This is a genomic window from Streptomyces sp. KM273126 (genome assembly GCF_004337435.2).
GTDB lineage: Bacteria > Actinomycetota > Actinomycetes > Streptomycetales > Streptomycetaceae > Streptomyces > Streptomyces acidicola.
The window spans coordinates 2,508,649-2,531,200 of sequence record NZ_SJXB02000001.1 but is presented as its reverse complement, the minus strand read 5'-3'; the positions used below and the strand labels follow the sequence as shown (position 1 = coordinate 2,531,200).

Genomic DNA, 22,552 nt, shown 5'->3' with positions numbered 1-22,552 from the left:
TTGCGGGGGACGGGGAGGAAAATCTTCGAACGTCTGAGCGTTTGTATCAAGTGGTCCGGATGTCCGATGTGGCCGGTCGCTCTTACGAGGCGCCGAGCTCGCCCGCCACCAGTTCCGCGATCTGGGCCGTGTTCAGGGCGGAGCCCTTGCGCAGGTTGTCGCCGCAGACGAACAGTTCGAGGGCCGTGGGGTCGTCCAGGGCCCGGCGGACGCGGCCCACCCAGGTCGGGTCGGTGCCCACCGCGTCGGCGGGCGTCGGGAACTCGCCGGCCGCCGGGTCGTCGAAGAGGACGACGCCGGGGGCGGTGGCGAGGATCTCACGCGCCTTGTCGACGGTGACCTCGCCCTCGAAGCGGGCGTGGACGGTCAGCGAGTGCGTCGTCACCACCGGCACCCGCACACACGTCACGGCGACCGGCAGCTCGGGCAGCCCGAGGATCTTGCGGGACTCGTCCCGTACCTTCATCTCCTCCGAGGACCAGCCGTCCTCGCGGAGCGAACCGGCCCAGGGGACGACGTTCAGAGCGACCGGCTCCGGGAACGGGCCCGTGCCGTCGCCCACGGCCCGCCGTACGTCACCGGGGTGCGTCCCCAGCTCCGTACCGGCGACCAGCGACAACTGCCTCCGCAGCGTCTCGACACCCTCCCGCCCCGCGCCGCTGACCGCCTGGTACGACGAGACCACCAGCTCGCGCAGTCCGAACTCGGCGTGCAGCGCGCCCAGCGCCACGATCATGGAGAGGGTCGTGCAGTTGGGGTTGGCGATGATCCCGCGGTGGCGCAGCCGGACGGCGTGCGGATTGACCTCCGGCACCACCAGCGGCACGTCCGGGTCCATCCGGAAGGCGCCCGAGTTGTCCACGACGACCGTGCCGCTGGCCGCGGCGATGGGCGCCCACTGTGCGGAGACCTCGTCCGGTACGTCGAACATGGCGACGTCGACCCCGTCGAAGGCCTCCTCCGTCAGGGCCACCACCTCGACCTCCTCACCGCGCACGGCCAGCTTGCGGCCGGCGGAGCGCGGCGAGGCGATCAGACGGATCTCGCCCCAGATGTCCGCATGCTGGGACAGGATCTGGAGCATGACCGTGCCGACGGCCCCGGTCGCTCCGACGACCGCGAGCGTCGGCCTGCCGGTCCGCCCGGCATCCTCGGACATCAGCGGCCGGTGCCTCCGTACACGACGGCTTCGTCGCTCTCCGAGTCGAGCCCGAAGGCGGTGTGCACGGCGCGCACGGCCCCGGGAACGTCGTCGGCGCGGGTGACCACCGAGATACGGATCTCGGAGGTCGAGATCAGCTCGATGTTCACCCCGGCGTCGGACAGCGCCTCGAAGAAGGAGGCCGTGACGCCCGGGTTGGTCTTCATACCGGCGCCGACCAGCGAGATCTTGCCGATCTGGTCGTCATAGCGCAGCGAGTCGAAGCCGATCGCCGGCTTCGCCTTCTCCAGCGCGTCGATCGCCTTGCGGCCGTCGGTCTTCGGCAGCGTGAAGGAGATGTCCGTGAGGCCCGTCGACGCGGCCGACACGTTCTGCACGACCATGTCGATGTTGAGCTCGGCGTCGGCGATGGCACGGAAGATCGCGGCGGCCTCGCCCGGCTTGTCGGGCACACCGACGACCGTGACCTTGGCCTCGGAGGTGTCGTGCGCGACACCGGAGATGATGGCCTGCTCCACCTTCTGTTCCCCTTGCTGCTGCGTCTTTTGTACGGGTGGCTCGCTGCTGACCCACGTGCCCTGCAGTCCGCTGAAGGACGAGCGGACGTGGATCGGGATGTTGTACCGGCGGGCGTACTCCACGCAGCGGTGGAGCAGCACCTTGGAGCCGGACGCCGCCAGCTCCAGCATGTCCTCGAAGGAGATCCAGTCGATCTTACGGGCCTTCTTCACGACCCGCGGGTCGGCGGTGAAGACACCGTCGACGTCCGTGTAGATCTCGCAGACCTCGGCGTCGAGGGCCGCGGCCAGGGCGACAGCGGTCGTGTCCGAGCCACCGCGGCCGAGGGTCGTGATGTCCTTCTTGTCCTGGCTGACGCCCTGGAACCCGGCGACGATCGCGATGTTGCCCTCGTCCAGCGCCGTCCGGATGCGGCCCGGCGTGACGTCGATGATCCGGGCTTTGTTGTGGACCGAGTCGGTGATGACGCCTGCCTGGCTGCCGGTGAAGGACTGGGCCTCGTGGCCCAACTTTTTGATCGCCATCGCCAGCAGGGCCATGGAGATCCGCTCTCCGGCGGTCAGCAGCATGTCGAACTCACGCCCGGCCGGCATCGGGGATACCTGCTCGGCGAGATCGATCAGCTCGTCCGTCGTGTCGCCCATCGCGGAAACGACCACGACCACCTGGTGGCCGTTCTTCTTCGCTTCCACGATCCGCTTGGCGACGCGCTTGATGCCCTCGGCATCGGCTACGGAGGAGCCTCCGTACTTCTGCACGACAAGGCCCACGTGCGCTCCTCGCTCAGTCCGTCTCGGTCCGCACATACACAAGTACTGCGGTCGGCTCAGTCTATCGAGCGGCCGAATATCCCTTCCTGGGTATCGCATGGTGAGATGTCCCGCTCACGCTGTGATCATCCCGGAATTCTCCCGGCGTCCGCCTCGCGTCCGCCGGTTTTCACTCGGAGAGATCCGGCCGCTCCGGACCGGTACCTGCCCAGGACCATGCGCACCACTCGAAAAAGTGCCCTGAGTCACACTCGGCGAGCTCCGCGAGCCCCGCGAGCCCGGTGAGCCCGGTGAGCCCGGTGAGCCCGGTGAGCCCGGCCGCAGCGGTTCGGCGGAGAGCCGAGCGCGGGCGGAGGTATTGATCACGCCCACCCGGCCGGGCAGGATCCCGAGCCGTGACGGACGGGTGGATGGGCCAACTGCTGCTGGCCGGGATCGTGTTGCTCGGTTCCTCGGTGCAGTGGCTCACCGGTATGGGCTTCGCCCTCGTCGCCGTGCCCGCCCTGGTCCTCGTGCTGGGCCCGGCCGAAGGAGTCGTGCTCGCGAACTGCGCCGCCGGGATCATCAGTGCCGTCGGGCTTGCCGACGGCTGGCGCCGGGTACGGCTCGCCGCCATGGTGCCGTTGTGCGCCGCGGCCGTGTGCACGGTGCCGGCCGGGACGTGGGTGGCGCGGCGGTTGTCCGAGCCCACGCTGATGACGGCCACTGGGGTCCTCGTCACCGTGGCCGTCGTGTTCGTGATGCGCGGCGCACGGGTGACCGCACTGCGCGGCGGCGGAGGGGCCGTCGTCGCCGGAGGCGTGGGCGGGTTCATGAACTCCGCGGCCGGAGTCGGCGGTCCGCCCGTGTCCCTCTACGGCCTCAACGCCGGATGGACCATGCGGGAGTTCGTGCCGAACGCCCAGTTCTACGGGGTCCTCGTCAACGCCGTGTCCGTCGCGTCGAACGGGCTGCCCCGGCTCGCCGCACCCGTCTGGGCCCTGACCGCCGGTGCCATGGCCGTGGGTGCGGTGGCCGGGAGGATGCTCGCGGGGCGCGTACCGGAGGAACGGGCCCGGCTCCTCGTCCTGCTGCTCGCGCTGGCCGGAGGGGTGAGCACGCTGGGGAAAGGTGTCGCGGGGCTGGGGTGACCCGGCCACCGGCTGACCCAGTTGGTCGTCCCCGCCCGGGCTCGGCCGACCGAGCCCGGCGTCGGGTGGAGTTACTTGACCTTGCGCAGCCCCAGCGGGCCCGCGATCTCCTCCGCCATCACCGCGCCGGCCTCGAACTCAAGGGTCTCGTCGCCCATGCCGTGGTCGGTGTCCAGGCCGTCCAGTTCCGCCAGGGGCTGGTTCAGCCTGACGTGGGCCACCAGGGACTGGAGGGCGCGGAGTGTCGCCGACGCCGTCGAGCCCCAGTTGGAGAAGTACGAGAACTGCCACCACCACAGGGCCTCCGTCGTACGGCCCGAGCGGTAGTGGGCCATGCCGTGGCGGAGGTCGGTGATGACGTCGGCGATGTCGTCGGAGATACGGGCCGGTACCGGCGCCTTCCGGGGCTCGTACGGGTCGAAGACCTCGGAGTAGACGTCGACCGGGTCCAGCAGACGGGCCAGGTTCTCGCGGAGCTCGTCCACGTCCGGCTCCGGGCCCAGGTCCGGCTCGTAGCGCTCCTCCGGCACGAAGTCCTCGTGCGCGCCGAGACGACCGCCGGCCAGCATGAGCTGGGAGACCTCCAGGAGGAGGAAGGGCACCGCCGATTCCGGCTCGTCGCCCTTCGCCACCTCCATGACGGCGACGAGGAAGCTCTCTACCTGGTCCGCGATCTGGACCGCGAAGTTGTCCGGGTCCTGGTCGGTCGCGTGCAGCGTGGCGTCAGACATCTAGGAGTCGTCTCCCCTCGAAGGCACGGCCGAGAGTCACCTCGTCCGCGTATTCCAGGTCGCCGCCCACCGGGAGGCCGCTGGCCAGGCGGGTGACCTTGAGGCCCATGGGTTTGATCATGCGGGCGAGGTACGTGGCGGTGGCCTCGCCCTCCAGATTCGGGTCCGTGGCCAGGATGAGCTCCGTGACCGTACCGTCGGCCAGCCGGGCCAGCAGTTCCCTGATCCGCAGGTCGTCGGGGCCGACTCCCTCGATGGGACTGATCGCTCCACCGAGCACGTGGTAGCGGCCGCGGAACTCACGGGTGCGCTCGATCGCGACCACGTCCTTCGGCTCCTCCACGACGCAGATCACCGCGGGGTCGCGGCGCGCGTCGCGGCAGATGCCGCACAGCTCCTCCTGCGCCACGTTCCCGCAGGTCGCGCAGAAGCGGACCTTGGCCTTGACCTCCATGAGCGCCTGCGCGAGACGGCGGACGTCGGTCGGCTCGGCCTGGAGGATGTGGAAGGCGATCCGCTGCGCGCTCTTGGGACCGACGCCGGGGAGCCTCCCCAGTTCGTCGATGAGGTCCTGGACCACGCCTTCGTACAACGGACTGCCTGCCCTTCGTGGAGTCTTTCAGTTCGTACGGTAGTTGGCTTCCGCCCGTCTGAGGAAGGCAGGCCGGGGGTCGCGCGGAAGTCACCCGAGGGCGCCGGCGCCGGGCGCCGTCCTCAGAACGGCAGGCCCGGGATGCCGCTGCCACCCAGGCCCTGGGCGAGGGGGCCCAGCTTCTGCTGCTGGAGCTTCTGGGCGTTGTCGCCCGCCGCCTGGACCGCGGCGACGATCAGGTCGGCGAGGGTCTCGGTGTCCTCCGGGTCGACGGCCTTCGGGTCGATGACCAGGCCGCGCAGTTCGCCGGAGCCGGTGACGGTGGCCTTCACCAGGCCGCCGCCCGCCTGGCCCTCCACCTCGGTACTGCCGAGCTCCGCCTGCGCGTTCGCGAGGTCCTGCTGCATCTTCTGGGCCTGCTGCAGCAACTGCTGCATGTTGGGCTGGCCACCACCGGGGATCACGATCAGCTCCCTTTGCGGGTCTTTGTTTGCTGGCTGTTTCTCACCTGGCACGAGCCTACGTGGTCGGTGTGGCCGTCGCCCAAGCACTCTTTCGGGTGAGGTTGCCGGAGATCCCATACCTGATCAAGGCCCTCGTCCGGGCGGAAAAACGGCGAAAGCGCCGCCGTCGCCACCCGTTGGGCGCTAGGAAAGGGGCGGCCGGGTGCGGAGAGAAAGGTGTGGCGTTTCCGCACCATGCGGTACTCCTCGTGCCACGGAGCGTTACGTCCCGTCGGCTGTTGTGTCGGCGTCGTTCAGCAGCAGTGTCGTCAGCAGCAGCCGTCAGCAGCAGTAGGGAGTGCCGGGGTGAGCCAGCCGGAGATGCAGCCCGAGGGAACGTCCCAGGAAGGGCGGGGCGACGGGCGGGACGACGGCGCGGGGCTGTGGGCGGGGGCCGTGATCTGGCCGGACAGCCGTTCCCGACGGGTGACTGGGGGAGCCGGCGGAGCGGCTGGAGGAGCTCTACCGGTGGGTGGAGCGAAGTGCGCTGGAGACCGTGACGTGGTACCTGGCCGACCGGGTCTGGAAGCGGCGGGGGGCGCGGGTGCTGCGTGCGGGCGCCGCGTGCGGGGCCGTCGCCGGGGCGGCGCTGCCGCTGCTCGACCTGACGGGGGTGATGGGCGGGGTGGCGCCCTGGGGCTATCTGTCGCTGCTGCTGGCCGCCGCCTGCGTGGCCGGGGACCGGTTCTTCGGGGTCACGTCCGGCTGGATACGGGACGTCGCCACGGCTCAGGCCGTGCAGCGCCGGCTTCAGATGCTGCAGTTCGACTGGGCCTCCGAGAGTGTGCGGGAGGTGCTGGGGCCGACGGAGGGGACGGCCGCGGAGGCGGCGGAGCGGTGTCTGGGTGTGCTGCGGAGGTTCTCCGAGGACGTCACGGAGCTTGTGCGGGCCGAGACCGCGGGGTGGATGGTGGAGTTCCGGACGGGGGCCGCGCCGTTGGGTATCCAGACGGCGGGGGTGGGTGCGGGGCGTTCGGAGACGTCTCCGAACGGGCGACTTCCCATGGCGCCGGGGGCTGCCCGCCCGAACATGCCGCGCCAGCGGCCGCCGGAGGCGCGGTAGCGGTTTTTTCGCCCCCGCCGCCCCTACCCGTCCCATCCTTCCCTGGGGGCTGCCGCCCCCAGACCCCCGCTTGTCGGCCTGAACGGCCTCGTCCTCAAACGCCGGACAGGCTGGGGGTGCCTGGCCTCGGCCGGAAACCCCAGCCGGAGGCTTTCAGCCCCGGCCAACAAAAGCCCGGCCCCACCCTGCGCATTCCAGCCCGCCCGCACATTCCAGCGCCGCCCGCACATTGCAGCGCCGCCCGCACATTCCAGCCCCACCCCGCACCTTCCAGCGCCGCCCGCACATTCCAGCCCCTCCGGCGTTTGAGGAGCGGGGTCCGGGGGCCGGCCCCCGAACAGGGTCCGGGGCAGAGCCCCGAAGAGGGGCCGGGGGCGGAGCCCTGAGGGACTGGTCCGGGGCGCAGCCCCGAAACCGGGGGTCCAAGGGGCGCAGCCCCGCTCGGCCCGGGTCGAAGGGGCGGAGCCCCTGGGGATGGGACGGGTAGGGGCGGCGGGGGCGAGAAAACCCGCCCGCCCCTCGAAGCCCCGGCCCGGGAGGGCCAGGCCAGGCAGGGCCGGGCCCGTCAGGTCTGGGGGGCCGGGAAAGCCACCGGGCCCCGCAAGCCCGCCCGGTTCACCGCCCGTACGCCGAAGAAGACGTTGTCCTTGGACAGATCCACCTCGTGCGACGTGACGTCGCCCGCCGGAATCACATGGGTCCACTCGGAATCCGTCGTCTCCCGCCAGACGATCTCGTAGCCCGCGAGATCGGGCTCGGCCCCCCTGGTCCACGTCAGCTCCGTGGCGTTGGTGAGGGTGGACGTGACGACCTTCACGTCACGCGGAGTACCGGGGGCCTGGGCCAGCGTCCAGAGGGCGGCCGCGTTCACCTTGGCCACGCGCGCGGTGAACGCGAAGTCGCAGAACTCCGGGAGGTCGCCGTACCGCTTGCCGTCCTCCACCCGCACGTCCTGATGCTGATGGGCGAAGTCCTCGGCGGGCTCCGTGAAGCGGGCCGCGGGGTAGGCGCGTTCGAGGAACGGGATGTGGTCGCCGCCCCGGCGGTAACGATCACGGCGGTAGATCACCCGCACCCGCATGCCCGTCGCGTCGTTGTCCGCCACATCCCGGACGAAACGGGCGAGTTGACGGGACGGCGAGTCGTTCTCCCCGCCGACCGAGCGGCGGACCGCCGCCTGTTCAGGTGTCTCGGAGGACGGCACACCCTCCGCGAACAGCCGGATCGTGTACGGGTCACGCGTCCCGTCGTCCGCCGTCGAACTGCCGACGATGTCATTGGTGAACATGCCCTGGACGTCCGTACCGGCGGCCTTGTACTGCTGCGCCATGTACGCCGCGCCGTACAGCCCCTGCTCCTCCCCCGCCACCGCCGCGAACACGATCGTCGAGGCCGGCCGGCGCCGCGCCATCACCCGGGCCAGTTCCATGGCCACGGCCACCCCGGAGGCGTCGTCGTCCGCTCCGGGCGCGTCGGACGTGGCGTCCATGACGTCCGACGCCCGCGAGTCGTAGTGCCCCGACACCACGTACACCCTCTCCGGTGTGACCGAGCCACGCAGCGTGGCGACGACGTTCGTGATGCGGGTCGCCACGGGGATGCGGCTGGCCGGTTCCTGGATGTACGACTGGAGCTCCACCGTCATCCGGCCGCCGGAGGCCGCCGCGTACGACCGCATCTCCGCCGCGATCCAGTCACGTGCCGCACCGATGCCGCGGACGGGGTCGTCCTGGGTGGAGAGGGTGTGGCGGGTGCCGAAGGAGACCAGCTTGCGGACGGTCGCCTCGATGCGGTCGGGGTCGATCTCCCCGAGCAGAGCGCGGAGTTCGCGGGAGGGCCGTTGCGCGGTCGCGGGCGGTCGGTCGGTGGTTCCGTCCGCGGCGGCCACGGCCGTGGCCGGGGTGGCCGCGCTCGCCACCCCCGCGGCGGCGGTGGCCGTCAGAACCGTTCTCCTGCTGGGGCGCATGGGGCGCATGGGTCCTCCGCGAGCAGCCGGGGCGTGCCAACGGTGTCATCGTTGTGGACGCGTCAAGCTGGGGCAAGGGTGCCTCACGGGTCTGACGGGTCGTGAGGGATCGGACTTCAGTCCGCGTTCGGTCCGCCTTCAGTCCGCCTTCGTGAACGTCAGCGACTTCCCCGAGTCCGTGCTCACACGGCGCAGACGGCCGTCGGAGAGGATCGTGACCTCGGAGGCGGCGCCCGGGGTGCAGGAGGACGCCGGTTCGCCGACGGCGACGGTGGAGGGGCCGATCCTCAGCGGGCCGCCGCCGCTCGGGGCCGCCGCCAGCTCGGCCTTGAACACGCAGTGGTACGTGCCGCTCCCGACCGGTCCGTCCGCCGTGAGCGAGAGGACCGTGTCGGCGACCTCGCCCTGCCGGATGACCAGGCGGCGTGTGCTGTGCCCGGCGGCGTTGTCGATGCTCGTGTTCCAGGTACCGAGGTACTCGGCCGGGATCGCGCCGTCCTCGGGGGCCGGGGTGGTGGGGTTCTGGGTGGTGGGATTCCCGGTGCTCGGCGGGGTCGAGGGCCCGGACGTGCTCGGACCCTCGGTCGTGGGCGCGCTCGTCGTAGAGGACGCCTTGCCGTGGCCGTCCTGGCCGGCGCCGTCCCGCATCAGCGCGTACACCGAACCGCCCGCCGCGAGCGCCACGACCAGCGCGACCGCGATGAGCGCCGCCGTGGAGCGGCCGTTTCTGTGCGCGGGCTCGGGCTGCGGGTGGGCGCCACCCGGACCGTACGGGGGAGTCGGCCCGAAGGAGCCTGCCGGAGGGCCGTAGGGCGGGGTCGACCCCATGACGGGTCCGTACGGGCTGTATCCGGGAGAGACGTTTCCTGCGGCGGGTTGCGGGCTGTATCCGGGAGGCCCGTGTCCGGCGGCGGGCTGCGGGTGCTGCTGCGCGTAGCCGTACGGCGGGGGCGGCATCGCCGGCGGGGGCGCCTGCGCGGGGCCCGCGATCTGCGTGGGCAGCCGGTCCAGTCCGCCCACGCCCGGCTGCCCCGGCGGGGGCGGGGCCGGGGCGTGTTCGGGGACGCCTCCGGGGTGGGGGCGTGCTCCGGGGACGCGCCGCGCGCGGGTGGGGCGGCGGGTGCCGCTCCCCGGCCCGCCTCCGATCCGCCCGCCTCCGATCCGCCGGTCTCCGGTCCGCCGGTCTCCGGTCCGTCTGCCCCCGGTCCCCGCGTCTCCTCTCCGCCCGTCTCCTCCGGGTTCTCCGTGTCCAGCAACCGCACCGCGTGCCGCCCGAGTTGGGCGACCAGGGCGCTCGGCAGCCACGGGTCCAGGGAGCGCCCGTCCAGGACGGTGTCCTCGGCGCCTATGCGGTCCAGGATCTGATCGAGCGTGGGCCGGGCGGCGGGGTCCTTGCGGAGGCAGTCCCGTACGAGGTCGGCGAGCCCCTCGGGCAGGGCCTCCAGGTCGGGTTCCTCCTGCGCGATGCGGAACATCAGCGCGTGCACACCGGAGTTGGCGCTCCCGAAGGGGAGTGCGCCGGTCGCGGCGTACGAGAGGACGGAGCCCAGGCAGAAGACGTCGCACGCGGGCGTGATGCGGTCCCCGCGCACCTGCTCGGGCGCCATGAACCCGGGCGATCCGACGAGCGCGCCCGTGCGCGTCAGCCCGCCGTCGGTGACCGTCTCCAGGGCGCGGGCGATCCCGAAGTCGATGACACGGGGCCCGTCGATGGTCACCAGCACGTTGGACGGCTTGAGATCGCGGTGGACGATCCCGACGGCGTGGACGTCCTTGAGCGCGTGGGCGAGCCCCGCCGCGAGGATCCGTACGGACCGCTCGGGCAGGGCCCCGTGGTCGTGCCCGACGACCCTCTGGAGGCTCGGCCCGGCGACGTACCCGGTGGCCACCCAGGGGATGGCGGCCTCGGTGTCCGCGTCGAGGACCGGGGCGGTCCAGTACCCGCCGACGCGTCGCGCGGCCTGCACCTCCTGCCGGAACCGCGCCCGGAACTCCTCCTGTTCGGCGAGTTCCTGCCGGACGAGCTTCACGGCGACGGTACGGCCCCGGTCCGACCGGGCCAGGTACACGTGCCCCATCCCGCCCGCGCCCAGCCGCGCGAGCAGCCGATACGCACCGATCCGCTGCGGATCCCCGGCGCCCAGCTTCTCCATCGTCGCGCCACCTTCCCCCCATGCGTGTGCAACAAACCGAGGATAGTGCCGCGTTCGGGGGAGGTGAGGTGGGCGGCTTCGACGGTTCCGTAACAGCGGGGAACGGCGCGGCCGCACCGACCCCGCCCGGTCGAACACACCAATCGCACAGGGCTCTGGTGTCTCAGGTCCCCCTGTCCGCGAGCCGATACCCGCCAGGAGGCACCCAGACGACGGGAGGCACCGATGATCAAGGAAAAGCCGCACCGCACCCCTGGCCACGGCACAGGCCACATCCCCGGCCACAGCACAGGCCACACCCCTGGCCACGGCACTGGCCACCAGACAACGGCCGGTCCACGCCCCGGCCTTGAGCGGCGCGCGACACGCGAGGAGCGGGAGGCGCACATCCGGGACGTCGTCGACGCCGCTCCACCGTCACCGTCACCGCCGCCGCCGCCGTCGCCGTCGCCGTCACAGGAGGACCGAGAGCGGACCGCGCCGCCCCTCCCCGAGCGCGACAAGCGCGTTCGCCATGTGCCGCAGGAGGCGTTCCGGGCCGAGGACGCCGGGCCCTGCGAGCACCGGGTGCCGGACCCGGGCGACTGCCCGCGCTGCCGGCTGGCCGATGAGGATGTCGCCCACCTCGTGGTCCTGCTCCGCTGCCTGCGCCGCTCAGCGGCTTGCTGAAAGCCCTGCCGCCGGACGCTCTCCGGGCCGGTCGCCGGGCGCCTGGTTCACAGTGCGTCCCCCTCGACCGTCCGGGTCGTGCCGTCCTTGAGGGTGAGGGTGAACGTGCCGGTGATCAGGCCCTCGGGGTGGCCCTTCGGCCACCAGGCGGTCCACCGGCCGTCCTGCACCAGGGCGTGGATCGTCTTTCCGCGGTCCTGCAGGGTGATCTCCTTGACGTCGGAGCCCGCCGACCCGAGCGCGTAGTTGAGCAGTCCCGAGCCTTCGCCCCGGGAGCCGTAGGTGTCCAGGTCGATCTGGTCGGCGGGGAGCTTCGCCACGTCGGAGACGGCCATCCCGATGCCGGAGCCGTCCGAACCCATCAGGCAGTACGTGGCGTCACCGGCCCGCGTGATGATCATGGAGCCGACGGATCCGCGGATCTCCGCGTTGCTGATCTCGGGCCGTGAACCGGCGTCGCCGAAGTCCTTCGTGAACTCCAGGCACTGCTTCTCGACCTTGGAGCCTTCACCACTGTCGGTGTTCAGGCTGTGGGGTGTGCTGGTCCAGGAGGCCAGTTCCGCGGAGGACAGCGGTCCGGAGCCGCCGATGCCGAACAGGCCGCCGGCCGTCACCGCCACCACGGCCGCGCCCGCGGCGAGCACGCCGCCGGCCGCCGTGAACGCCAGACGCCGCACGAGCGGGCGGCGGAACACGGCACCGGCCGACCGCTCGGGCCGCCCGGTGTCGCTGAGGACGGTCCGCAGCAGCCGCTCCTCACGGTCGATGTCGGCGGCGGACGGTTCGCGGCGCGGCGCGGCGTCGAGTTCGGCGAGACGGGAGCGAAGGTCGTTGTTCATGAGGGTTCCTGTTCAGTGCGTCGGGGCGAGGGCGGGCGAGGGGGAATGCGCGGACGTGAGCTGTCCGGCGAGGCGCCGCTTGGCGCGGGTGAGGCGCATGGCGTAGGCGGCGCGGGTGCAGCCGAGGACCTTCGCCGCGTCCTTGGCCGCGAGTCCCTCCCACACGTGCAGCGCGAGGACTTCCTGGTCGGCCGGCGGCAGTGACTTCCAGGCGGCGACGAGCTCCATCCGGCTGTCCACCTGGGCCGTGGCGTCGACCGTCCGGTCGTGGGAGCCGGTCTCGACGACCTGCTGGATGTGCACCACGAGCGCGGTCTGCCGGCGCATGCCGCGGCCCGCGTTGAGCATCACCTTGCGTGCCGTGCCGAACAGCCAGGGCCGCGGCTCCTCGGGGAGCTCGCGCCGTCGGCGCCACGCGGTGAGGAAGGTCTCTCCGACGATGTCGTCGACGTTCATCGGGTGTGCACGACGGCGCACGAAGCGCAGCACGTCCTCGTAGTGAGCCCGGTACACCTCCGTGAACTGGGCTTCGGTATCGATGGGCATGGCTTCCTTCCGTAGCGTCTGCCCCTACGTGTCCACCACTGCCTCATGTGCAACAGGCTCACGGAAACGGATTCGGATGCGGATGCGGATGCGATGCGGCTGCGGCTGCGGCTGCGGCTGCGGATACGGATGCGGATGCGTGGGCGTCCCGTGATCGCGCACGCGCTTCCCGGCTAGGACCGCCCGCCGGTCTGGGCGAACGCGTCGTTGAGCACCTTCTCGGCAAGCTCGGGACTGCCCTTCGGAGCGGTGATGTCCAACCACATCAGGTGGGTGTCGAGGTCGTCTCCCTTACCGGAGGTGAACATCCGGCCGAGTTGGGCGCGATGCGGTTCCGGGGTGCGGTAGTTGGTCCACCTGTCGTGTTGGGGCCAGTCCCCTACCCACGGCTCGGGCCGGGCGCGGAAGAACTCCTGAACGCGTTTGTCGGAGCACGAGCCACGGCACGTACTCAGGACCATGTCCATCGTGAACCGGTCCTTTCCGTTCCCCACGGTGCAGCGCCAAGCGGTCTCGTCGTCGCCGGCCTTGGACTCCCCGCACTCCAGGAAGCGCGGCGTGCGCAGCACGAACCACACGTGCCGCTCACGGAAGTCGGCCACGGTCAGGCCCGACGCCTCCCCGCCCGACCAGGTCTCGGGGGTGAGCCGAGCCGTGCGGCCGCGCACATACGCGGTCAGCCGAGACTGCTTGGGCGGTTCGGTCTCCGGTACGTCGGCGAGACCGGGGCCGTCGCTCCGGGCGACGAGTCCGGCGCGGTGCAGCATGCCGCGGGCGATGATCTCGGCGGCCTGCTCCACCTGCTTGGTGCTGCCGAACTGGCTGTTGACCACGACGCCGACCACGGCGTTGTCCACCCGGGCGGTCGCGTAGCCCACGGCCGACTGGTAGGCGTTGGCCAGCCGCTGCGCAATTGGGTCGGCGACGGGCTGTCCGGAGCCGGTGACGTACAAGCGGGAGTCCGCAGGCATGGCCGCCTGCCGTGCCGCCTCCACCCCCGTCCGCATGTCCCCTCCCCGCCCCAGGCCGACGAAGGCGGTGACCACCACATCCGGCCGGAAGGGATCCTGCTCGGCCACTGTGCAACTGTCGACGGGCTGCCGCAGAGCCGCCTGGAAGGACTGCGCGAACACCCCGTGCCCAGTGTTCTCCCTCGGGGCGGCAGGCACGTCCCGCAGCACCACCGGCTTGCTCACCAGCGGACGCACATCCTGCGGGCGCAGCAGGTCGCAGGCGGAGGGCAGAGTGCGGACCGGAACGGGCGGGAGTGTGGCGGTACCAGTCGTCTGGAACAGCACCACGGACGCGGAAAGCGCGAGCAGCGCCAGGAGAATCGACGTCGCCCGGACCGCCGGTCGGACCGACCGTCGTGGTCCGGCAGGCGAAGCGGCCAAGGAGGCCGAAAGGGCCGAAGGAACCGCAGCGGCCGAGGGAGCCAAAAGGTCCGACGAAGCCGAAGAGGCCGCGTCGACCGAGTCGGCCAGTTCGTTCTGCAGCTCCAAGTGGCGGAAGCGGTAGTAGCCGCCGCTGCTGCGCAGGACGCCGTGCTCCAGCGCGTGCTCCAGGAAGTGCGTCAGCCGCCACGGCAGCAGCCCGCGCCACGCGAGCCAGCAGCGGACGACGCCATAGCGCGCCCAGGCCGAGGCCGCGACGCTCCACACCGTGGCCGCGGCCATGCCCAGGGCCAGGAGGAGGAGCCAGTGCCAGGAGCTCATGAGCTCCGCGCCGCGGCCGAGGCTCCAGCTCCCCACCACGAGGGCGGTCGCGCCGAGCACGGCCTTGTGCCCCGACAGCACTCCGTCGCTGTTGGGCAGCGCGACGGGTCCGAGCAGCAGGGCCGCTCTCCGGTCGTCGCGGAGCAGGGCCCGCGGCGTACGGCTCTCCGGGTCGGCGGGGCGGCGCACGGCGCTGCGCAGCGCGAACAGCCCGAGCATCGCCGACACCAGCGTCCACGAGACAGCCGTTCCCTCCTCGACGGCGCCGACCAGGGCCGCTCCCCACAGCCCGAGCGGCAGGAGCAGCGCCAGGGCCGTGGCGATGCGCGCCCACCGCCCGCCCAGGACCTCGCGGAACACGGCACGCCGCGGGCGCTGAAGCCGCTGTGGCGCCGGCGCGTCCTTGTCGTCGTCGACCACGAGCCACTCGGCGGTGGCGGCCGCCAGCACCCCGCCGGCCGCCACCGCCCACAGCGGCAGCCGCTTCTCCCACGCCAGCTGCACCGCGGCCACCGCCGCCGCCACACACACGGCGAGGGGCAGGGAGAGCACCAGCCGGGCCCAGCGGGGCGCCAGGTGGCCCATCCGCCACCAGGCGATGTCCTGCCTTCCCTGCTGTCGCTGTCGATGGGCGAGATAAGCCAGCCAGCGCCGGGCGTCGGCGGCCGGCCATCGCGTCCGGTCACCGCGGAGCGACTCGGCGCCGTACACGGCATCGACGTACGCGCTCAGCAGGTGGCGTTCCAACGCCCGTACGCTGTGGAAGCGGTCGGCGTCGAGCAGGTCGGCCGGATCGGCGACGGTGTCGCTGTACACCGTGCGGGCGAGGGAGACCATCAGCGGATTGCCGAGCACCGTGCGCAGCCGACGGACCTCCCGCGTGCCTGCCGCTCCCGGGTCGGCCAGCCGGTCCAGCACCGGGTCCCACTTCGTCCGCCCACCGGCCCTGGTCCGGCTGGAGCGGCGCAGCAGGCCCGCCACATCGGCCAGGCTCAGCGTCCGCAGGGTGATCGCGGCAGTGCCCGGCAGCCGCAGGTCGGTCTGTTCGACGGCCTCGCGGTAGGCGCGCGTACGACTCGTCATCACGAAGTGCTGGTCACCGCTCAGCAGAGCGTGCAGGCTGCGCAGCGCGTCGACGCGCAAGGCGGGCGGGAGCTCGTCGAAGCCGTCGAGAATCGGCAGGACGAGGTCGGCACCGATCAGCTGCCGGGCCACATCGCGGGGCGGCAGGCCGGCGTCGGCCAGCGCCTCGGGCCACGCCTCCGCCAGTGCCCCCGCGGCCCACTTCCACGGGTCGGCGTGCTCACGAGGGTTCCAGGGGGACAGTGGCAGGACGACCGGGACCCGGCCGGACGCGCCGCGCCGTTTCAACAGCTCCCGCGCCAGCTCCAGGACCAGCACGGACTTCCCGGCTCCGGCCGCGCCGAGTACGACGAGGCGGCCACGTGGCAGCCGCGCGTACTGTTCCGCGACGGCGCCGAACTCTCCTTCGCGCAGCAGGCCGCCGCCCCCGTGCGGACCGTCGGCGAGGTTCTCGACATGGTCGCCGAGGCCAGGGTCCGCGGGGACCCAGCGCACCGGCAGCGCCAGCGGGTCGTGGATCCGGCCCAGCTCCGCCTCGCGCGCGTACTGCGTGGCCAGGGCATGTGCCAGCTTGTCGGCGGTGCGCCGCAGCTCGTCGTCCGTGAGGCGGCGCGCGCTGCGGCGGCGCCGGACACGGCGGCGGACCTCGAACCCGAGGACGGCGAGGGGCGCTGCGACCCCTGCGACGACCGCGGCGGTCCCGTAGCTGCTGGGGACCGGCCAGGGCCACGAGAGGCGCGGGGACGCGGCGAGGACGAAGTACACCAGTACCGCCATGGCCGCGCCGCTCACCGCGGCGACGAGATAGCCGACGACGGGCGAGTGGCGCTCGTGGATCACCACCTGGTCCACCTTGCCGGCCTGCACCGCGGTGCCTATGCGCCCGCCTGAGATCTCGTTCTTCCCGTGCACCTCGTCGACCGGTCGCTGGGCCACGCCCCGCTCTCCTCCGCCGCCCCGTCCCCCACAAGGCCGCACTGTCGCCGCCCCGCTACTCATCGTCACGCGGCGAACCAGCCCCAACAAGCCTTCCTGACCCGCGTTGCAGATCTGTGACGCGTGGACGGCACCGTTTCCTGACTTCGCGTCAAGCGTTCGAGAAAGCGTTCAAGGACTTGCCCATGACACCGCCGCCCCCGCCGGGCACACCGTTCATCCTGGGAGCAACCCCGAACGCGTAAGGTGGCGTGCTCGTAGAAAAGTACGTACCGCCACACGAACACGTAACCGCACACGAACACGTACCCGTACACGAAAGGGGAGGGCCCCGACCATGCCCGGCACCGGTGGCAGCACGCCGAGCCGCAACGGCAACAGCACCGTGACCCGCAGCACCCTGCGGCAGCAGCTCGCCGACGCGCTGCGCGACGAGGTGCTGGCCGGCCGGCTCCAGCCGGGGCAGGAGTTCACCGTGAAGGAGATCGCCGACCAGTACGGCGTCTCCGCGACGCCCGTCCGCGAGGCGCTGGTCGACCTGTCGGCCCAGGGTCTGCTGGACGCGGTGCAGCACCGCGGTTTCCAGGTCCACGAGTACTCCCTGGACGACTACCGCGAGATGATCGAGGCCCGCAGCATGGTCATCGGCGGCATCTTCCGCGCCGACAAGGAGTACGACACCGGTTCCCGCACCACCACTGTGCTGGCCGGGGTGCGCCGTCGCGGCGAGGAGGCCCGGCGCGCCGCCACCGCGGGCGACCTGACCGTCCTCATCGGCTACGACCTGCGGTTCTGGCGCGAGTTGAGCGACCTGTTCGGCAACCCCTACCTCGCGGACTTCCTGCACCGGCTGCTCGTGCAGGCCTGGGTGTGCGCGGTCCAGCACCTGCGGCGGCTGCCCGATCTGCGCGGTCTCCTGTGGGCGCGGCACACCGAACTCGTCGACGCCCTGGCCCGCGGCGACGCGAAGGCCGCACACGAGATCGTCGCCGGGCACAACGCCCACTGCCTCGCCCTCGTCGAACGCCTGGCCGCCGGATGAGCGGCAAGACCCGCGGGCCCCGCTCGCACGAGGTGGACCTCTCGGTCGTCATACCCGCCTACAACGAGGAGCAGCGGCTCGGCCGCGCCCTCGACGCGATCACCGGCCACCTCCGTGAAGCCGGCGACGGCACCACGTGGGAGGTCATCGTCGTCGACGACGGCTCCACCGACGGCACCCGTGACGTCGTCACCGCCGCCACCGAGGCCGAGCCCCGCGTCCAGCTGGTCACCAGTCCCCGCAACCGCGGCAAGGGCCACGCCCTGCGCCTCGGTGTCTGCGCCTCGTACGGGCGCCGTGTGCTCGTCACGGACGCCGACCTGGCCGCCCCCATCGAGGAGTTGGAGCACCTCGACAAGGCGCTCGCCGACGGGCAGTCGGCCGCGATCGGCTCGCGCGCCACACCGGGCGCCACCATCGAGCGCCACCAGCACCCCGTGCGCGAGGCCCTCGGCCGCGCCGGTAACTTCCTCATACGCGGCCTCGCGGTGCCGGGCATCCGCGACACACAGTGCGGCTTCAAGCTGTTCGACGGCGAGCGGGCGCGCGAGGCCTTCGCCGCTTCCCGGCTCGACGGCTTCGGCATCGACATCGAGATACTCCAGTACTTCCGGCGCTCCGGCTGGCCGGTCGCCGAGGTCCCGGTCCGCTGGGCCCACCAGTCGGGCTCGAAGATCCGCCCCTGGGACTACGCCCGGGTCCTGGGCGAACTCACCGCCCTCAAGGCCCGCTCGGTCCGCCGCGCCGACCTCCTCGCGGTCCTCGCGTTCCTGCTGATGTCGGTGCTCCTGTACGCCGGCCGCTGGATCGACCCGAACCACCGCTATCTGCCGGACTCCCTCCAGGACCAGAACCAGTGGGAGTGGTTCTTCGCGGTGACGGCCGACAACGTCGTCCATCTCCGCAACCCGCTCTTCACCACCCTCCAGGGCTTCCCCGACGGCGTGAACCTCATGGCCAACACGGTCATGCTGGGCGTGTCCGTCCCCTTCACCCCGATCACCCTCACCCTCGGCCCGGCCATATCCCTGGGCCTGGCGATGACGCTGGGCCTGACCGCCACGGCGGCGGCCTGGTACTGGCTGATCGTCCGCCGCGTCGTACGACACCGGGGCGCGGCCTTCACCGGCGCCGCCCTCGCGACCTTCGCCCCGCCGATGGTCAGCCACGCCAACGCGCACCCGAACTTCATCGTCCTGTTCATGATGCCGCTGATCATCGACCGGGCGCTGCGGCTGTGCGAGGGCGCCCGCGTCCGCCGGGACGGCATCGTGCTCGGCCTGATGGCGACGTACCAGATCTTCCTGGGCGAGGAGCCGCTGCTGCTCGCCGCGATGGGCATGCTGCTGTTCGCGGTCGCGTACGCGCTGGCCCGGCGGGATGTGGCGAAGGAGTCCTGGCGGCCGCTGTTCAAGGGCCTCGGGGTGGGCCTTCTGCTCTGTCTCCCCCTGGTCGCCTTCCCGCTGGCCTGGCAGTTCTTCGGCCCGCAGAGCTACAAGAGCGTCCTGCACGGCGACAACGCGGGCAACAGCCCCCTCGCGCTGTTCTCGTTCGCGGAACGCTCCCTGGTCGCGGGCAACGAGGCGACGGCGAGCGCCCTGTCCCTCAACCCCACCGAGCAGAACGCCTTCTACGGCTGGCCGCTGGCCGCGCTGGCCTTCGCGATCGTGATCGGCCTGTGGGAGCGGACCGTCGTCAAGGCGCTGGCCTTCACGGGCGTCGTCGCGGCACTGCTGTCCCTGGGCCCGAAGATCCCCGTCCCGCTGACGGACACGGTGATACCGGGCCCGTGGGCACTGCTGTCGGACAAACCCCTCTTCGAGTCGGTCATCGAGGGACGCGTGGCCATGATCTGCGCACCCGTGCTGGGCATCCTGCTGGCGCTCGCGATCGACGCCCTGGTCAAGTCCCCGCACATCGGCACCCAGTTCGTGGGCCTCACGGCGGTCGCGGCCGCCCTGATCCCGATCGTCCCCGCCCCGCTGAAGTCGGTGGAGCGGCCCGACGTACCGGCCTTCATCGCCGACGGCATGTGGAAGTCGTACGTCGACACCGCAAAGGGCGAGACCCTCGTACCGGTGCCGCTGCCCGACCCGGGCAACGCGGAGGCCCTGCACTGGCAGACCGCGGCGCACCTGGAGTTCCGTATCCCCGGCGGCTACTTCAACGGCCCGTACGGCGAGGAGCGCATCGGCATCTACGGAGCCTCGCCCCGCTACACCTCGAACCTGCTGCGGGACGTGCGGTACTCGGGTGTCGTACCCGAGATCGGCGACAACTGGCGGGCCCAGGCACGCAAGGACTTCGCGTACTGGAAGGCGGGCGCGCTCGTGCTGGCCCCACAGGGATACGACGCGCAGTTGCGCGAAGCCGTGGAAAAGCTGGTGGGCCGGCCGGGGAAGTGGGTCGGCGGGGTATGGGTATGGGACCTGCACGAAGAGGGCTGACACAAGGGGGGTCTTCGCAGCCCCCACCCATTACGCTTCCCTGACCACTGTGCACACTGTGCACCGAATTGCGCGTCCCGCCGAAATGACTGCCCTGCTGTCTTCCGCTACCCGTCCGTTACTCGTCCATTAAGCGAGGAGCTTTCTGTTGGCCTGTGACCTGTGGCTGGTCCCGCTCGTCGACGTGTTGTGCCACACCCCCGACAACCCCTTCGCCGAGGAGCTCGCGCTCTACAACAAGGTGCTCGGCGAGGCCGGGCTGCCACCGGTGCCGGTGTACCAGTACATGCCGGGCCTGTCCGGTGACGTGGCCCCGGTCGCGGGCTTCGACTACGACGCGCTGCACTTCCTGCGGCGGGCGTACCTGCTCCAGGTGTGCGGGCTCCCGGTGACCCCGGTGGACGAACTGGGCGGCGACTACGAGCAGTTGCTGGAGATGTTCGAGACGACGGCCCAGCAGTCGCACCTGGTCTGGCACTACGACCACGCGGGCGCGTACGTACCCGTGGACTTCCCGCACCCCCTCGCCAGCGACGAGCTGCTGGCCGGCGGCGGCCCTCTGGGCTCCTCCCATTCCCTGCTCCGGGAGCTGGAACTCGTCGCCCCCTCGATCGGCATCGACCCGGCGAACCCACCGGCCGCCCCCGACCCGCCCCTCACCCCCACTGAGCTGGAGGAGCCGGCCGTCCCCGCTCCGTACGACCCCAGCCCCTTCGCCCGGGAACGGCATGTGTGGCTGGGGCTCCACGCCGCGGTGACGCGGAGCCTGGCCCAGGGGTCGATGATCGTGTTCAGCTGAGTCTCGGCGAATCCACCGCAGCCCCTTGATCACCTGAACGGGGGACATGTCGCATACCTGGGGAAACCGCAGGGGAGATCACGGTCACCAGGCCGTCACCTTCCGTAATTGCGGGGTCTCCTCATGCGCCGACTCGGCACTCTCACCGTGGCGTTCGCCGCCGGTACCCTGCTCCTCACCGGCGGCCTGACCGCCTGCACGAGCGCCCCGCCGCCCTCCCGCCCGGCCGCTGACGACGTCATCAAGGCTGCCACCCGGCACCTCATCGACGCCTGCCTCAGACGCCAGGGCCTCACACCTCCGCAGCCGGGAAGCAGACCGGCCCCGGCCGCCGATCAACAGCGCGTCTCGGACGCCCTGTTCGGCGCGGGCAGGACGGAGCTGTCCGTGCGCCTGCCCACGGGCTACGTGGTCCGCGGCCACACCGACGGCTGCCTGGCCGCCGCGCAGCAGCGGCTGTACGGCGACCAGCGCCGCTGGTTCCGCACCTCGGCGATCGTCAACAACCTCCGCCCCGAGGCCGCGCACACCCACAGCACCCTCGCCGAGGTCCGCCACCGGCACCGCGCCGAACTGGCCGACTGGCGCCGTCTGCGCGCCCGCGCCCTGAAGTCCGCGAAGACCGTTCTCGCCACCGGCACCGACCCGTCACCGAAGGGAACCACTCACGCATGAACCGCTTCACCGCCGTCCTCGCCGCCGCCGTGATCTCCACGGGCGCCGTCCTGGCCACGTCGGCCACCGCGCAGGCGGCGCCCTGCCGCAGCGGCTACTTCTGCGTCTGGACCGACGCCAACTTCAACGGCCTGAAGATCGAGCACAGCGGCGACGACCGCTGGTGGGAGGGCGACATGTACCACTACGACTCCTCGTGGGCCAACCACGGCGTCTCCGGCCCCGGCGTCCCCGACCACGTCAAGATCTACTCGGGCCGCGAACTCACGGGCCGCGTCACCCTCTGCCTCGCCCCCGGCCAGGAGATCGGCTACAACGCGGGCGCGAACGACCGGGGCGGCTCCCACACGTGGGCGGTGGGCTGTTAGCCCAGGGCCCCGCAGCGTGAAGGGCGCCCGCTCGGCGGGCGCCCTTCGTCATGGGGTCCGGTCAGTGCTGCTCGACGATGCGGATCGTACGGATACCGGTACCGCGGTACCGCGTGGGCGTTCTGGTCAGGACGGGACGACCACGCGGCCAGTCGACGGTGGGCAGGGCGAGGTGCAACACGTGGGCGCCGCTCCAGTCGTTCTCCTCCTTGCCGCCCTGCTCCTCGTCCTCGGCGGCTGCCGTCCGCAGGCGCTTGCCCACAGCGGTCGCCGCCGCGAAGTCGAGCCCTTCGATGTTGACGGACGGCAGGGCCCCGACATGCTCCGCGACCCCCGCCCGCTCAAGCTCGGCGGCGGCCAGGCTGAGCGCCGGGATGTACACCCGCAGGGCCGGGTCCTTCTCGGCCTCGACGACGAGCCGCGAAGCCATGCTGTTCCCCGCGCCGAGCGCCAGGGCGGCCGTGTCGTCGAAGATGACGGCACGCGGCAGCGGATACCGCTCCTCCTTGGTCACTGAACCTCTCCAATGCGCCCGGCCTCCAGGTCGGCCCACAGCTTCTCGCCGGCCTTCTCGTCCTCTTCCGTGTACGGCCTGCCGAGGAAGTGCTCCTCGACGTACGCCTTGGTTTCCTCGTACCGCTCGCGCAGCTCTTCCTTGGTCGGCGTCGCCCCGGCCAACTGCGCCACGAGGTCCCGCATGCTGATCCCGCGCTCCCGGGCCAGCTCCTGAAGGCGGTCACGGACAGCGGGTTCGACCTTGATCGTGGTGTCAGCCATGAGGAAAGTATACTGCTGGTATACCACCTCTGGGCGTTCGAGTGTGAGAGTCATCGACACTCCGTTT

Annotated in this window: 18 protein-coding genes and 2 pseudogenes; 8 read left to right on the top strand and 12 right to left on the bottom strand. The window is 71.6% G+C overall.

The window, feature by feature from the left end; genetic code table 11:
• Positions 1 to 82: 82 nt before the first annotated feature.
• Together E0500_RS10855 and E0500_RS10850 are read right to left on the bottom strand one after the other, a co-directional pair.
• Positions 83 to 1,159, bottom strand: a complete 1,077-nt coding sequence (locus E0500_RS10855; RefSeq protein WP_131563723.1) for an aspartate-semialdehyde dehydrogenase — start codon at positions 1,157 to 1,159, stop codon at positions 83 to 85.
• A complete protein-coding gene (locus E0500_RS10850) occupies positions 1,159 to 2,451 on the bottom strand; it encodes an aspartate kinase (RefSeq protein ID WP_131563724.1) in 1,293 nt (430 codons plus the stop codon). Before E0500_RS10850 ends, E0500_RS10855 begins: the two co-directional genes overlap by 1 nt.
• Before the next feature lie 410 nt (positions 2,452 to 2,861).
• On the opposite strand from E0500_RS10850, the gene E0500_RS10845 reads away from it, so the two are divergent.
• Complete coding sequence (locus tag E0500_RS10845) at positions 2,862 to 3,581, top strand: sulfite exporter TauE/SafE family protein (RefSeq protein WP_131563735.1); 720 nt, start codon at positions 2,862 to 2,864, stop codon at positions 3,579 to 3,581.
• 71 nt (positions 3,582 to 3,652) lie between these two features.
• On the opposite strand, the gene E0500_RS10840 is transcribed toward E0500_RS10845, so the two are convergent.
• The 3 genes from E0500_RS10840 to E0500_RS10830 form a co-directional block, all read right to left on the bottom strand.
• The gene (locus E0500_RS10840; protein ID WP_131563725.1) at positions 3,653 to 4,312 is read right to left on the bottom strand and encodes a DUF5063 domain-containing protein; all 660 of its coding nucleotides are present in this window, start codon (positions 4,310 to 4,312) and stop codon (positions 3,653 to 3,655) included.
• Positions 4,305 to 4,904, bottom strand: a complete 600-nt coding sequence (recR, locus tag E0500_RS10835) for a recombination mediator RecR (protein WP_131563726.1) — start codon at positions 4,902 to 4,904, stop codon at positions 4,305 to 4,307. Before recR ends, E0500_RS10840 begins: the two co-directional genes overlap by 8 nt.
• A gap of 122 nt (positions 4,905 to 5,026) precedes the next feature.
• Positions 5,027 to 5,368 (bottom strand): YbaB/EbfC family nucleoid-associated protein, encoded by a 342-nt coding sequence (locus E0500_RS10830; RefSeq protein WP_131563727.1) that lies wholly within the window; start codon positions 5,366 to 5,368, stop codon positions 5,027 to 5,029.
• Between the two features lie 345 nt (positions 5,369 to 5,713).
• Here E0500_RS10830 and E0500_RS10825 point away from each other — a divergent pair.
• Positions 5,714 to 6,470, top strand: a pseudogene (locus E0500_RS10825) (SLATT domain-containing protein).
• Between the two features lie 565 nt (positions 6,471 to 7,035).
• Here E0500_RS10825 and E0500_RS10820 read toward each other — a convergent pair.
• A complete protein-coding gene (locus E0500_RS10820) occupies positions 7,036 to 8,445 on the bottom strand; it encodes a M20/M25/M40 family metallo-hydrolase (RefSeq protein WP_165935277.1) in 1,410 nt (469 codons plus the stop codon).
• 129 nt (positions 8,446 to 8,574) lie between these two features.
• A pseudogene (locus E0500_RS10815) lies at positions 8,575 to 10,589 on the bottom strand (serine/threonine-protein kinase).
• Between the two features lie 225 nt (positions 10,590 to 10,814).
• Here E0500_RS10815 and E0500_RS10810 point away from each other — a divergent pair.
• Entirely contained in the window at positions 10,815 to 11,258 is a 444-nt protein-coding gene (locus E0500_RS10810; RefSeq protein WP_131572169.1) for a hypothetical protein, read from the top strand.
• Positions 11,259 to 11,305: 47 nt separating this feature from the next.
• Here the strand turns inward: E0500_RS10810 and E0500_RS10805 are convergent, their stop codons facing one another.
• The 3 genes from E0500_RS10805 to E0500_RS10795 form a co-directional block, all read right to left on the bottom strand.
• Positions 11,306 to 12,097 carry a hypothetical protein gene (locus E0500_RS10805; RefSeq protein WP_131572170.1) on the bottom strand — a complete coding sequence of 264 codons (792 nt, stop codon included), beginning with the start codon at positions 12,095 to 12,097 and terminating at the stop codon, positions 11,306 to 11,308.
• A 12-nt stretch (positions 12,098 to 12,109) separates the two neighbouring features.
• On the bottom strand, positions 12,110 to 12,643 hold the full coding sequence (locus tag E0500_RS10800; protein ID WP_131572171.1) for an RNA polymerase sigma factor: 534 nt from the start codon (positions 12,641 to 12,643) through the stop codon (positions 12,110 to 12,112).
• A gap of 173 nt (positions 12,644 to 12,816) precedes the next feature.
• On the bottom strand, positions 12,817 to 16,377 hold the full coding sequence (locus tag E0500_RS10795; RefSeq protein WP_181586952.1) for an NACHT domain-containing NTPase: 3,561 nt from the start codon (positions 16,375 to 16,377) through the stop codon (positions 12,817 to 12,819).
• A gap of 337 nt (positions 16,378 to 16,714) precedes the next feature.
• Between E0500_RS10795 and E0500_RS10790 the strand changes: the two genes are divergently transcribed.
• The 5 genes from E0500_RS10790 (at position 16,715) to E0500_RS10770 (ending at position 21,708) form a co-directional block, all read left to right on the top strand.
• Positions 16,715 to 17,419, top strand: coding sequence for a GntR family transcriptional regulator (locus E0500_RS10790; RefSeq protein WP_131571879.1), 705 nt, complete (start codon positions 16,715 to 16,717; stop codon positions 17,417 to 17,419).
• Positions 17,416 to 19,866, top strand: a complete 2,451-nt coding sequence (locus tag E0500_RS10785) for a dolichyl-phosphate beta-glucosyltransferase (protein WP_131571880.1) — start codon at positions 17,416 to 17,418, stop codon at positions 19,864 to 19,866. The genes E0500_RS10790 and E0500_RS10785 overlap by 4 nt, the downstream gene beginning before the upstream one ends.
• Positions 19,867 to 20,014: 148 nt before the next feature.
• Positions 20,015 to 20,665, top strand: a complete 651-nt coding sequence (locus E0500_RS10780; RefSeq protein WP_181586951.1) for a hypothetical protein — start codon at positions 20,015 to 20,017, stop codon at positions 20,663 to 20,665.
• Between the two features lie 123 nt (positions 20,666 to 20,788).
• A complete protein-coding gene (locus tag E0500_RS10775; protein ID WP_131572136.1) occupies positions 20,789 to 21,340 on the top strand; it encodes a hypothetical protein in 552 nt (183 codons plus the stop codon).
• The gene (locus E0500_RS10770; RefSeq protein WP_131572135.1) at positions 21,337 to 21,708 is read left to right on the top strand and encodes a peptidase inhibitor family I36 protein; all 372 of its coding nucleotides are present in this window, start codon (positions 21,337 to 21,339) and stop codon (positions 21,706 to 21,708) included. Before E0500_RS10775 ends, E0500_RS10770 begins: the two co-directional genes overlap by 4 nt.
• 61 nt (positions 21,709 to 21,769) lie before the next feature.
• Here the strand turns inward: E0500_RS10770 and E0500_RS10765 are convergent, their stop codons facing one another.
• Both E0500_RS10765 and E0500_RS10760 read right to left on the bottom strand, forming a co-directional pair.
• Positions 21,770 to 22,222: a hypothetical protein gene (locus E0500_RS10765; protein ID WP_131572134.1), complete on the bottom strand. Its 453-nt coding sequence runs from the start codon at positions 22,220 to 22,222 to the stop codon at positions 21,770 to 21,772.
• Positions 22,219 to 22,485 carry a hypothetical protein gene (locus tag E0500_RS10760; RefSeq protein ID WP_258572733.1) on the bottom strand — a complete coding sequence of 89 codons (267 nt, stop codon included), beginning with the start codon at positions 22,483 to 22,485 and terminating at the stop codon, positions 22,219 to 22,221. Before E0500_RS10760 ends, E0500_RS10765 begins: the two co-directional genes overlap by 4 nt.
• Between the last annotated feature and the right edge of the window lie 67 nt (positions 22,486 to 22,552).